At 35.5% G+C, this 14,774-nt stretch carries 5 protein-coding genes; all 5 read right to left on the reverse strand.

All coding sequences use genetic code 11. The features are described 5' to 3' along the window. The gene (locus tag AB8B52_RS10790; RefSeq protein ID WP_406027962.1) at positions 1-8,214 is read right to left on the reverse strand and encodes a T9SS type B sorting domain-containing protein; all 8,214 of its coding nucleotides are present in this window, start codon (positions 8,212-8,214) and stop codon (positions 1-3) included. A gap of 69 nt (positions 8,215-8,283) precedes the next feature. After that, positions 8,284-10,959, reverse strand: a complete 2,676-nt coding sequence (locus tag AB8B52_RS10795) for a PorP/SprF family type IX secretion system membrane protein (RefSeq protein WP_406027964.1) — start codon at positions 10,957-10,959, stop codon at positions 8,284-8,286. A 1-nt stretch (position 10,960) separates the two neighbouring features. Beyond that, the gene (locus AB8B52_RS10800; protein WP_406027965.1) at positions 10,961-12,424 is read right to left on the reverse strand and encodes a gliding motility-associated C-terminal domain-containing protein; all 1,464 of its coding nucleotides are present in this window, start codon (positions 12,422-12,424) and stop codon (positions 10,961-10,963) included. Positions 12,425-12,508: 84 nt separating this feature from the next. Continuing rightward, on the reverse strand, positions 12,509-13,825 hold the full coding sequence (locus tag AB8B52_RS10805) for a hypothetical protein (RefSeq protein ID WP_406027967.1): 1,317 nt from the start codon (positions 13,823-13,825) through the stop codon (positions 12,509-12,511). Between the two features lie 242 nt (positions 13,826-14,067). Next, positions 14,068-14,520 (reverse strand): hypothetical protein, encoded by a 453-nt coding sequence (locus AB8B52_RS10810; protein WP_406027969.1) that lies wholly within the window; start codon positions 14,518-14,520, stop codon positions 14,068-14,070. Positions 14,521-14,774 lie beyond the last annotated feature (254 nt).

Below are 14,774 nucleotides of genomic sequence, written 5' to 3' on the forward strand. Positions count from 1 at the left end.
TTATCTGTAAAGTGTAAAGTGTCCAACAAATTCTTTATCGTATTCTGAGTCATTGGTTTGAACCACATACCAATAATCTCCCATTGGTAATTCGGTACCATTATATCTACCGTCCCAAACTTCGCCCACATTGTATGTAGCGACTTTTCGTCCGTAGCGATCAAAAATATCAAAGGTGAGGTTTGGGTAATTTTCTGTACAACCGGGTGCCCAAGTATCAGATTGACCATCACCATTTGGTGTAAACCAATTAGGAATACAGATGTCTGTGAATTCCAATTGTATTTGTGCTGTAGCAAAACAACCAGCACTGTCTGTTACTACAACTGTATATAAACCAGATTCAGTGATGATGTAAGTGTTTTCGTTTCCATAATCTTCACCATTCATGGTAAATTGATAATCGCCTTCACCACCTGTAGCAGTAGCAATAAATTCATTTAAGTCACCTTCCGTTAAGGTTAAGGTAACAGGTGCAGTAGGCTGAATATCAAAGAATTCTGTAGATTGGATACAGCCATTGGTATGTCTTACTTCAATGTAATTATCGGTTCCAACAGGGACGTTTATAAATTTATTTTCAACTTGATAAGGACCTCCATTCAGAGAATAATCAAGTTGTGTTAAATCTTCAATTGAAGCATCAACCGTTACGGTGACAACATTCCCTTGTGTATTATTTTCACAGATATTTTCAATTAAAATTTCTGGTAGAATACTTACAGATTCAGGGAACGTGATATTCCATTCAGATTCACAACCTTCAGCATCTCTAACAAATACGATGTGATCTCCACCAGCTAAATTTGTAAAATCAAATTGGCTTTGCGTTGCAGCTCCTGTGGCATAAACTCCGTCATAATCATCAAGACTCACGCTATATGGTAAGGTACCTCCAGTAATAGCGATGCTAAATTCGCCATCAGCATCATTTGTACAAACTTCTGGGAAGAATGAATCTGCAACAATGCTTAGAACCACTGGATTCGGTTCAGAAATAGCGACACTAAACATTAAGAAACAACCCAACTCATCTTGTACCACAATATCATAAGTTCCTGGTGCAAGGTTTTCAAAAGTATTGGTTTCAAAAAATTGATTAAGCTGTGGTGAAATGGCATATTTAATAACACCTGTTCCACCTGAGGCTAAAATTTCGATAGAGCCATTATTGTTTCCTGCACAACTTACATTATTCACATTAAAAGTGGCGTCAACAGGTGCATCTGGTTCTGTAATACTGATTGGAGCAAAGGTTGCTACACAATCTCCACTTTCTACAAGAACACTGTAGTTACCAGCAAAAAGCTCTGTAAAATAACCTGGAGTGTTTTGAGTTGCTGTAATCGTATTCCCTAAATTATCTTGCAAAGTATAAGTATAATTTCCTAATCCACCAGTCGCTGTTGCTATAATGGCACCATTATTATCACCAGCACAATTAATAGTTGGGTTAATAGATTCTAACGTCACTTCAAGATCTAATAAAGGATCTACTGTAATTTCGTTTGATACGTTATTAACACAACCATTAGCATCTCTTACATAATAGGCATAAGTGCCGTCAGGAACAGAAAATGTCGTGGCTGTTGTAAATGTTCCGATAATTGGCGTGAATGATGGATTGTCACTATAGGAATAAATTCCTGTTCCACCAGTAGCGCTCAATGTTAACGTCGATTCTGTTAAACAGGTTTGCGTTGTCGTTCTCACTAAACTTGCCGCAATTGGGTCTGGTTCCGTTATAACAATATTGATTGATGTAAATTCACATTCAAATCCATCTGTAATTCTTACAAAATACGTCCCAGGACCTAAGTTTTCAAATACATTAGATGTTTGTGGACCTGAAACACTTGGTGTAGGTAACACGGTATTTAAAGTATAGGTGTAATTTGTGCCTTGTCCACCAGTAACATTGCTAATCGTAATACTTGCGTTTTGATCTCCAAAGCAAGATAATACTGTTGTACTTGGAGTAAAGGTGGCATTTATTGGTGTAGGCTCTTCGAGTAAAATATTTTCTGATGCGATACAACCTTGAGAATCTCTTACGTTCACTGTGTAGTTTCCAGCGGATAATCCTGTAAACGAATTGTTAGAAGAATAAGCTACAGAAGCAGCTCCTGTAAGTTCATATTCTAAATCTCCCCAGCCACCAGTTGCAATTGCTGTAATAGTGCCTTCGCTATTGGTACAGGTAACGTCAGATGTTTCAGAAAGACTAAGCGTAAGAGGAGCTAAAGGTGATACAATAACAACACTTGCTTCAGCAGAACAGAATGGAAAGTCAGTTTCGGTAATTACAACTGAAAATGTACCAGCTTCCATTCCTGTTACAGTCATTGGATTTATTGTTGTATTTGCAGCAACTAATCCTGTTACAGACGTATTAGAACTATTAAAAACCTCATAAGTATAAGCTCCTGAATAATTGGCTACGTTGAGTTCAAATGATCCAGAGTTATCACCAAAACAAGTCACATTGCTTGGTGCTAAAGTAAATGATGGTAACGTGGCTTCTGCTATAGTTACTGAAACCTCTTCGGTACATAATGTTACGGTATCTGTTATTGTAATCGTATAGGTTCCTGACGGTAGACCAGAAAATATATTGCCAGTTAAGTTCACAGAAGCAGGGCTTGGTAATATGCTATAAGCATAAGCACCAGATCCGCCCGAACCTGTTACGGTAATTTCTCCATCATCATTATTACACGATGGTAAAGCAGTAACTTCTGGAATAATTTCAATAGGTGCAACAATATCTATAGAAATGGTATTTCCACAACCATTAAGATCTTGAATAGCAATAGTATGTGTCCCTGAAAATAAATTTGAAAGGGTAAAAGGAAATGTTTGAGTTTGAAATGCTCCACCATTAATACTCACGCTATACGGAGGAATTCCTGGTGTATCTAAAGTGATATCAATTTCATACTTACCTTCAGTAACTGTACATTGGTTGGTTAAAGTTCCTGAAATTACAGGCGTATCGTCCATGTCTAAAACTTGAACAGGACTGGTAACAATACAATTATATGCATCAATAACATGGACATAATAGCTACCAGCATCTAGGTTGAATGTGCTAGCAGCATTCCAAGCTCCATCAGTGGCTAGTGGAGCAGCAGCTGTGGTTGTAATTTGATATTGGTAAGGAGGTGTTCCGTTAGAACCAATGGCACTAATCACTCCAGAATTGGCATTACAATTTGCATTTTGGTCAATAGAAACGGCTAATTCTAAAAGAAAAGTAGACTCTGTAATATTAAAAGGAATCGTAACTACTCCACAACCAGCATTAGGTCCCGAAGTTTCAGTTACCGAAACAAAATAGTTACCAAATGGCAGTGGTCCAAGATCAGTGACGTTTAAGGAACCATTTGCAGGCACTGAACCTGATCCAGAAATACCAGTGGTGTTTAATGATAAGGAATCAAAAATTTCATAAGTAACATTAACGCTACTTGTATAGATGCTGTTTACGGTAAAAGATACATTTCCATCAGCACTTCCTGTACAAGTAATATTATTTGCACTTAGCGCTGTTGCTGTTAACGTAGAATTGGTAGGAATCGGAATTGAAGACGGTTCGTAGTAACTACAGTTTGTAGATTGGTCAAAAACAATGAATGTATAGACCAAACCTGGTGTTAAACCTGTAAATGTAGCGGACTGACTTCCAACAGCATCTTCGGCTAACCAAGTTCCGGCAGGATAAACTGTTGCAGGACCTTCATAAATTGCAAAGAAGAATGGGCCTGCACTTGCTAATGTTGAACCAATACTAACTTCAGCAATACCACCAGTAGAACAATCTACTGTAGATGTAATATCAATATCTAAATCGGTTGGAGGTGAAGCTACTAGTACATCTTGAACTAAAAGAGAACAGCCATTAGCATCAACCACATTAATTTGGTACAATCCGAAATCAACAACATCAAAACTGATAGATGTAGAGCCTGTATTATTGAGTTCAGAATTTGAATAGCCATTAGTTCCTGTTACAAAATAGTTGTAAGGAGACGTACCGCCTACTACTGAATTTATAATTACAGAACCTTGAGAAATACCCGAAGCATCACAAGTAATATCAATAGCATCATAATCAATAACAATCGGATCTGGTTGATCTATTGTTACTGTTTCAGTTGCTGTACATGATTTAGAATCTGTAACAGTTACAGTGTAAACTCCAGCCGTTAAACCAGAAGTTTGTGTCCCAAAATCTGTACCTGTAGTATCATTAGTGACATTAATTACAAATGGAGGTGTGCCAACTGAAGTATCAATAGTAACATCGATAGCTCCATTAGTATCTCCATTACACAAAATAGGTTGCGATTGCGCTACCAAACTTAATGCTGGTAAGGATAAAGGATTCACTGTAATTACAGAAGATTCTGCTGTACAACCGATAGCATCTGTAATTTGTAATTGATACGTCCCAGCATTTGGTGTCGTATAATTAAACGGTGTTGCCGTTGCACCTAAATCTGCATAAGCAGCACCATTAATAGACACAGCATAGGTATATGGTGCTGGTCCTGTAATGTTTCCTGTTAGAACCGCATCTGGAGACGCATCACAATCTAAGCTTTCTGCCAATACTACTGATAATGTTGGAGTAGGAATAGGAGCAATTGTGAAGGATTCACTATAAACACAATCTGTTTCATCAGTCACTTGAAACGTGTACGTTCCTGGCTCTAATCCTGAAAAGGATGCAGAAGTTTGAAAACCTGTAACAGCCGAAGCTGGTGCTGTAATTTGATATTGTAAAGTTCCTGTACCACCTGTCGTTGCAGTAATTGAAACTGTTGAGGTGTTTGTAGGGCAGGTTACAGGAGAACTATCAAACTCTAAATCCGTTGGAGGATTTAAAGCTTCAACAGTTATTTGATTCATTGCTGAAGAACAACCACTCGCATCTTGTACAATAATGGTATAGGTTCCTGCAGTTAAATTACTAAATGAATTCCCATTTTGAAATGTGACACCGTCAATACTATATTGGTAAGGTGCATCGCCACCTGTAACATTGGTTACTGTAATAGTTCCGTTAGACAGACAGGTAAAAGGTGCGCTTAAATCTGCTGTTCCTGTTATAGCTGTTGCCGAATTAATAGTAACAGTTTGTGGGTTAGTTTCACAAACATCAGAACCTGTTGTATATTGAAGTACCACCTCATAATCACCAACTGTTAAATTGGTGAAGGTGTTTGAGTTGACAAATGTTGTTCCGCCATCAATACTATAAGCAATACTACTTCCATTTGCATTAGTGACATTAATCGTTAATGCGCCAGAATTTACAGCATCAGCACAAGCAATATCCGTTATACTAACATTAAAGTCTGGTTCTAAAATAGCATCAACATTAATAGTGACATCTGCAGCACAATTGTTTGCATCTACAACAGTAATATTATAAACTCCTGCTGAGGTCACAACAATTTGAGGCACTGTCTGAAAATCAGTAGTGCTATTTACAAAATAGAAGTAAGGAGGTGTGCCTCCAACCGGATACACTGTAATTTCTCCATCAGTACAACTTAATGGACTCGTTAAAGCTACAGTAGCTGTTAATAAAGGTGGCTCTATAATGGTTACTTCGTCAGAGAATGTACATCCATTTTCTGAAGTTATCGTAACTGTATAAGTGCCTGTGTTTAAATTTTGAAACGTATAATTATTATCTACCACAGGACCTACGCTATTAACTAACGTACCGTTTTCTAAAATTGAGAACGTGTATTGTGGATCCGCATCATTAGCAGCAATATTAATACTTCCTCTTTCACCGTTACAGAGTGGTTGTGTTACAATGGTCGAGCCTGTAAATTCACGATCTCTAATCTGAACATCTGGAATCGTAAATACACATGGATTTGAAGCTACTCCGATTTGTCTTACATATACGGTGTATATTCCTGCAGTATTTACAGTGAATACGTTACTATTTTGAAAATTGGTATTGTCTAAACTGTATTCGTAATCAGAAGGCACTCCATTAACAATGATGCTTCCATCTGTATCACAAATTATATCAGTGGCACTAACGGTTGGATTCAATTCATTTTCATAAATATTGAAATAAAACTGCACAAAACAACCACCAGGATAATTGATAGTCATTCGGTATTGACCCGAAGTATCTGCTAAAAAATTAGCACTAGTCGCAACTTCATTCCAAGTACAAGCGCTATTCTCATTAGCACAATCTGGATCGGATACGGCAGCACAACTCGATTCATCTAATCGTTCCCAAATAACAGATGTTGAATCTGAAATATTGGTTTCTATTAATCTTGAATCATTAGCACCACATAAAAATATATTTGGTAATAACTTACCATCGTTAGGACACGTAACTACTTCATCTGCATAAGGAATAACAGGATTAGTGGTGTTAGAGCCAAAAAGTTGAACATTAAATTGCTGTACAATTGATTGGCAAGGAGCAATAGCAGTGTTATATGAATAATAAGTACCTGTTGCTGTAACAGTAATGCTTTGGTTGGTACCAATTACAGGCACACCTGTAGGACTTGTAGACCACGCATAAGTATCATAACCATTAGCAGCCGTTAACTCTAAACTATCACCACAAAGAATTTCTTCTTGATCAAACGTACAATCAAGATCCGCTAAGAAATTAGTGGCTTGTGGAGTAATTAAACAACCTGTATTAGTACTTAAACTTGGGTCATCTGTAATAGTGAAATCAGGATTAACGGTGCCTTGATAAGATGCAAAAGCTTGATTATTTATAATGTTTGAACAGGCATCTGCAAGTTGGCCACATTCATCTACAACTCTAGCTTCGATGCGTATTTCGTAAACAGGATCATTTTGTTCTACTAACGAATTATCAATATTGAAGACTAATTCTCTAGTGGTTGGATTGTAACTAGAAACGGTCACTCCAGCAGGTAAGACTAAATCAGTAGGATGATTATAAATAATATTAACAGGAAGAATATCCCTAATTTGAAAGTTGGTAGCATCATCATTTCCTGTGTTTTGAAATCCAATGACATAATTTAAATCAGCACCCAAGCCAACGAGCTGACCTCCAATATTGTTTCCTAAATCATCTTCCACAATTTTTGTTAGTACAATATTAGGAGCAATAATTTCAATGGAGAACGCACTAAAGTAGTAATAGTAAATATCTAAATTACTACCTAAACTAATATCTGCTGAGGTTGCATTATTGGCAATAAGTGAATTTCCGGGATTAGGTACATTTATAATACCAGCATCAAAACCCATGGTATTGGTACTACTAGGCGTTCTGTCTATAAATAATTCGGCAGTGTTTGTTACTGGATCAATATCCGAAACAGAACTGTTAAAAAAGTTATTACCAGGTCTAATAATAGTACCAGCATTATTTGTAGCATTGATAGTGGTTCCGTTTAATCTTAAATAATCACCAGTATAACCACGATCACCTTCAATAGTTCCAAAAGCAAATTTTGCACGTACAGGACCTGTAGGTATGGTATTAAAACCACTAACAGGGAATGTTTCATTTATGCTACTTGTAATTTTTGTAAATCCATCAAATGATGTAATATATTTACTTGGTAAAAGAGGATCTTCATAAATGACAAATAAAGACCAACCAGCAGAAAGACCTTCTGAATTTGGTTTTGGACCCACTAAAGTTGAAATATTACCGACCGTATAAGTACCTTCAGGATTTGGCAAAGCGGTTACTAAATCTGTAACATCGTGATAATAAGCATAGGTGTTAGATTGATTATTGTTAGCTGCATTTTGATAATATATTTCTGTCCCAGAGATATCAACATAATTTCCACCAGGCACTTTAAATTTTACATCAGATATGGGTTCATCTCCATCTACAACAGCACTCCAATATAAACCAGCATACACAACAATATAACAACTTTCGTCACTAGGAACATCTAAATTGGCACTACTAGAATTAAACGTAGATGCATCACCATCAATATCTACATATACAGCAGCATCTGCTTGGTCATTAGTTGCATTTCCATTGTAAGGGTTTGAAACATGTAATCCCACATTACTGTTTCCTATTAAAAGCATGTCGCCCTTTATGGCTTGATTGTATCTTGGCGAAAATGGCACCAGATTTTGAGCAAATAGTTGTTGTCCCAAAATGAGAAAGAACGCTAGTATAGCTATTCTTGAAAAAGTAGGTTTTTTCATGATATGTAATTTATGTCTTTACTTTTTTCCTCAGGGCAGAGATCAAAGTAAAGGGTGGCTTAACACTTATTAATTTTCAATTTTTACAATAGACATTTTTTCGTTATAAGGTCTATTTCCTTTAGTTTTTAATGCTTGATTTGCGTTTTCAATAGTTTCAAATTTGTCATAAAATATATAATATTTACTAGTAGTAACATCGTGGAAAAAGTCGACATCAGTTCTTCCAGAAGCTACTACATTGGTGACAAATTCATTTCGCTTTTTGGTGTCACTATGCACCGCTATGATTAAATAATAACCGTTTTTAACATTTTTAATATTCTTTAATATTTTGATGCTATTACCTTGTGCTTCACCAAAATCAAAGTCTTCCACTGTTAAAGGGGTATCACTTAAAACAGTATTTTCTTTAATGTTTTTCAATAGCGCTCTATCTTGACTGTAGCGATCTGATTCACTGCTAAAGGCAGCACGTTTAATACGTCTTCTTTTTTCAAAGTCGGTTGCAGTTTTAATCGCTTGAAGTTTAGTATCTAATTTGGCTTTGAGCGTAGTTGCTTTAATTTGTTCTGACTTTAAACGTTCAATTTCTTTTTTATAGAATAAAGTGACTTCATCCATTTCGAATGTTTTGAATTTAGTACGTTCATCATAAAGTGTTTTTAATTCCTCAATTTTATCGTCTCTTGTCTTAATCACATTATTTAAATCCGATACAATAGCTGCTAGAGCATTATTTTCTGCCGTAACACTCTTGAAAGCCTTAGGCTGAACCACAATACCTTGATCGCTTAAATCATTTTCTTCTTTTAAATCCTTAAGATCTTGGTCTTTAATGGCGACAATGTCATTGAATTGTTTTAATAATTCGTTTTGAATAATCTTACTTTCCTCAGTAGACTTCGTTAAGGTTTGCATCGATTTTGCTAGAGCATCTGTTGGATTTGAAATGACGGTTGCATTCGCTTCTTGTTCGTCAATTGGCTGTTCTTGTGCATCTGTATCTTCTTTGGCCTTTTGGTCTGCCATTTGTTGCGCTTTTGCTGCGGCTTCATCTTTGGCTTTTTGCTCTGCCATTTGTTGCGCTTTTGCAGCGGCTTCATCTTTGGCTTTTTGCTCTGCAATTTGTTGTTCTTTTGCAGCAGCTTCATCTTTAGCTTTTTGTTCTGCTATTTGTTGTGCTTTTACAACAGCCTCTTCTTTAGCTTTTTGCTCTGCAATTTGTTGTGCTTTTGCAGCGGCTTCTTCTTTAGCTTTTTGCTCTGCTATTTGTTGCGCTTTTGCAGCGGCTTCTTCTTTAGCTTGTTGTTCTGCTATTTGTTGTTCTTTTGCAGCAGCCTCTTCTTTAGCTTTTTGCTCTGCTATTTGTTGTGCTTTTGCAGCGGCTTCTTCTTTATCTTGTTGTTCTGCTATTTGTTGCGCTTTTGTAGCAGCTTCTTCTTTGGCTTTTTGTTCTGCTTGTAATCTAGCTCTTGTTTCAGCTATTTCTTTAGCTTTCTTATCAGCTTTAATCTTTTCGGCTTTAGCTTGTTCATCAGCTATTAGTTTAGCGTTTTCTGAATTAGCTTTTGCATCTTTTTTCGCTTGCGATTCTTTTTCAAGTTTTTGTTGTTCAGCTAAACGTTTTGCATTTTCTTCAATTTCTTTTTTAGCTTTTGCTTTTTCGGCAGCCACACGTTTGGCTTCTGATGCTGTGTTAGATTTAACTTTTTGAGACGTCGTTGACTTTGGAGATGCAACTCTTGACTTAGAGCTTTTAACCACACGACGTTTTTTCTTGTTTTTAGAAAGAATACTACTGACTTCATCTTCGTGACTATAGCTATAATACTTATCATTTTTAAAACGGTAGGCTAAGGTAATTTCATGAGATGGTCCGAACGTAGTGAAATCTCCAAAAGTTCTTTCGAAATTATATTCCATAGCAATTTGTGTGGTAATATTGAGTCCAGCACCAACTGAAGCTCCGTATAAAGAATTATAACCACCTTGAAACCAAATACCTTTAGGAACAGAAATCATGGCTAGAGCAGAGTAAATAGATCTGTCATTTTGAATTTCATATCTTATTAAACCAGTAAATTTACTTTCATCAAAAAAGCCTTTTGCATTCATATAACCTGTGTACATAACATGCGCTTGAATGCTTTGCGCCATATTATCTTCAATTAGCGCTGATGCTTCAAAATTATAAAGGGCTAGATTATTTATAGAGAATCCGAAATCTAAAAACTCATTACCATAATTAATACCAGGATTAATGGTCATTAAAAAATTCTCTGGTACATTTTGTAATGATGGATCGGCAAAATTGGTCACAACATTTGCGGTGTTAATACCACTTTTGTAAGCGCCAACATTAATACCAAAAGTAAGGTTACTATCTTGGCCAAGTCTGGCGTTATATGCAAAATTTAAAATACCACCAAAGGTCGTAAGCACTCCAAAATTTTGTTGAAATAATCCTAAACCTGCACCAATATTTTCACCAAATCTTCCAGAGTAGCTAGCTAAGTAGGTGAGTGGTGGATTTTCAAATTGCACCCATTCTCTTTTATTATAAATACTGATGTATTTGGTTTGTTCTCTAACAAAACTAAAGGTTGGGTTTATAGTATATCTATTAAACGTCAAAGAATTCCGATTTGGAATTGCAAGCGAAACCACTCCATCCGTTTCTTGGGTATGGAATGTCTGTATAGAACAGAGACATATAAGTAATATCGAAAGATATTTTTTCATATTATTTCACGACGGTTATTGATCCTTTTTTAGTTTGATTATCCGATGTTTTGATGACGTAATAATACACCTGATTAATAGCAGTTAAGTTTAAATCATTTTCTGGCCAGTTGTTTTGATAATCATTAGTTTTTAAAACCACTTTTCCTTGATTGGTCATTATAATGATTTCAGTATTAGTACCACTGACATAAGCAGTTGGAATAATCCATGTATCATTTATTAAATCTCCATTTGGACTGATTACATTCGGGATTTTTTCAACCTCTGGAAATAAATCGAAAGCCTCTTCAATGGTAAATAGATATTCTATTGATGCATTACAGCCTTCTGTTTCAGTAATAACAACGCTGTAATCACCAAATTCAGTAGCTTCAAATGTTGCCGCATTAGCGTTAGAAATTAAAGTATCATTTAAATACCATTGGAAGATCGGATTCTGAGCAGTTGTGGTTACGTTAACTAGTAACGATTCTTCTTCTAGCATTTCATTGAATTCTGGGACATCGATAGAACTTTCAAATAATTCGCTCACCAAATCTATAGAGCCTGAGGCTGAACATTCGCCTAAATCTACTTGAACTGAAAATAGTCCAGATGCATTAGTTTGGTACATTTGATCTGTAGCATCTACAATCATATTACCATCCTTAAACCATTGGTAGCTGTTACCAGCGATTGTATTTAAAATGGTAAATCCTTGTTCTGGACAGTATGGATTTCCTAAACTAGACACAATAGTGGCATTAGCTTCACCAGCTACAGCCTCAGTAATGGTGACACGGTTAGAAAAAGAATCTGACGTACAAGTGCCATAATCTGTTCTAGCAAAATACGTTCCTTCGGTATTAACGGATAGCGTAGCACCATCCGCTACGAAAATCGATGTGGTAGGACTCGTTTCTCTAAACCACTTAAAACTCAAGTTTGGGTAGAGTAAAGGAGATTCGTTATTGCCAGTTCCAGGATTATCGATAGTTAATAAATAACTTCCTCCTGTGCAAAATACACCTGTAGAGACTAAGTTATTAATTGAAAAAGGAGCATCTTGAGATTTAAAATAGGCTGCAAACGGCTCTGATCTTGCACTTGTTGCCACTGGAGCACTACTTTTAATTTTTATTCGATAATTTTCTCCTGCTGTATCTTCTGGTATTGAAAATTGTACTGTTGCTGGTGAACTGGTTATTGCACCTGCAGTTGAAGTAAATATGATGGTTGAGTTTTCAAAGTCACCATTTGCATCTGATAATTCTATGCTAAATTGATTTGAAGCATCTAAAACCGTATCTGGCGAAAAAATAAAGGTTGTACTGTAGTTGTTAAATGAATTACTTGCGCAGGCTTGACTAAAACCTAAATTTGGCGCACCTATAACCAACTGCGCGTTTGCAGATGCTTGCCATAATAAAGAAAGGCAGCAAAATATAAACAGGATTTTCGAGGGGTTCGTAGGTTTAAGCATTAGTTTTGGGATTGTAGATGTTTAATCTATAAGCTGTTTTGGGTTTAAAGTTTATTACTATTTAAAATAAGGTTGGTATAAATCTTAATTGTCATCATCGTCAAATTCTCCATTAGAAGCAATAATTTTATTAATTCGTAATCTAAAATCTGGATATCTGCTATTATGCGCGTCTATAAACGTTTCGTCATCTGGTGCTTTAGAGTACACGTTGTCAAAAGCTCTGCTGCCATACCAGCTTTCTAAATCGTCATTATTAGTGTAATTTTTTCTAAAAATATTTCCTTTACAGTTATTAAAGTAGGTACGTGTAAAGTTTATTTTTTCTAAATTTTCGCTGTTGATTGAAATTCTAGCATCCAATATAACGGCTGGTTTAAACCCAGAGATCACGCTTTTGTCTATTGTAAAAGCGGCATCTGGTCCAATATAAATAGCTTCTTGTACCAGCCCAACGCTAATATCTGATTTTAGATCATTACTAACATTGATTAACGTTACATTTTCTGCATTTACAAAGGTGTCTTTTTTAGTAGCGTCTGCATTTTCTTTGATGTCATAAGAATTAATAGACATACAACGCGAACCATCAGCACTAGAAATATAAGGTGATCTTATGGCTAAAGCATTTGTAATGTTACATTGTGTGCCTTTATCAAAATGATAATCATTTTTATTTGCTCTAAAGGACACCGTTTGTGTTAAATCTACCGAACCACCTAAAACCGTGAACGAGTTACCTTGGCAGTAGCTCACCATAACGTGATTGATGTGAGTAATTAAACCAACGCCTGCAAGTGTAAGTCCGCTGAAATATCCAAATTCTTTCGTGTTTTTTCCTGCATACTCAATTCTAACATATTGTAGAATTCCTGAATCACTAAAGGTGTCTTTGCCACCATAGCTAATGTGCTCTGTGGAAGCTGCTTTTAAACCGTAGTTAAGTGCTGTTAATTCACCAAACGTATTAATGGGTGCGCTTCCAAGAATAAAAAGTCCTCCCCAATCTCCTGACTTCTTATCCATTCGACTAGACGTGAAAATAATAGGATCCGTAGATGTACCTTCAGCAACGATTTTAGAATTTTTGCTAATGGTTAAAGAGCCTTTTGTCTTATAATCTCCAAGGATTACTGTACCAGCTTCTATGGTTAGAGTGGTGCTGTCTATTACAAAAACATCTCCTAAAAGCAAATATGTGTTGCGCTTGGTGAGTGTCGTGTTTTCTGAAATATTTCCAGTAAGTATTTGTGTTGGTTTCTCGTAGTTAGCTTGGTTAGGCTTAAAGTCGGTCCACGTGTCTAGCCAATTGTTATAACCCGTAATGCCTTTTTCTTGTTGGGCAAAAGCATTACCAGCAACCACAAGCAGCATTAGGATATTAAGCGTAATTCTTTTCATAGTAGGTTAATTTAATACGTTAGATTTTTGGGGCTTCTAAACTATATAAGACAAACATAGTAATAATACCTATGAAACACAAATAATATCGATGAAATACATAATTTAATATTGAATGTAGTATAATTCTTTCTAAAATGGTGATTTTAACGTCAATTTTTTTAACCTTGACAATAGTCTTTAAAAAAACCCTGACAAACTAATGTCAAGGTTCTTTAAAAACACATAAATATATAAACTAACTAATCTTTCTTAAAATCGTCGTAAGTATGTAATGCTTTCAGTGTAGATTCATAAAACAAAATTGCGGCAATTAAATCTGTGGTATCAGAGTAAGGCAAAATGGTTTTTTGAAATTCTATAGTACTATCAAAATAAGAGGTAGATGCATTAATGTTATCCTCTAAAGCTTTTTTGTTATCTTTTGTTTCTGGTATTCCAAGAGATTCCATAGTTACACCTGGCTTCGTAGCAAATGCAATATTTGGTAAAATATTTACAATAACCTCTATACGCTCGATGTAAAGGTTTAGAAGATCTCCTTTTTTCATTTGTTTTAAGTCTTCACGACTGTGGTATTTCGATATGTTTACTTTACCGCTAATGATACTTTGTGTTTCGCCCTTTTTTTGAGCAAAACCCATACTAATCACTAGGAAAAAAAAGACACAAAATAAAGTAGATTTGGTAGTCATATTTATACTTTTTATTTATTCTTAGAGCAACAAATCTATACAATTTATTAAATAAAACAACTTTATTTCATCATTTTTTATAATTTTTTTCACATATGAAATGCATATTTATACGTTAAAGTGCTTATTTTATTGATAAAAAGCACATTTTATCGATAAAATACTTTTTGTGTTTTTAAGTGTATTTTCAATTTGAAATCCTCGATTTAATCTAAAAAAGGATGCATTTACTTTTTAAAACAGGGCTTATTGTT

Source organism: Winogradskyella sp. (genome assembly GCF_045105575.1).
Lineage (GTDB): Bacteria > Bacteroidota > Bacteroidia > Flavobacteriales > Flavobacteriaceae > Winogradskyella.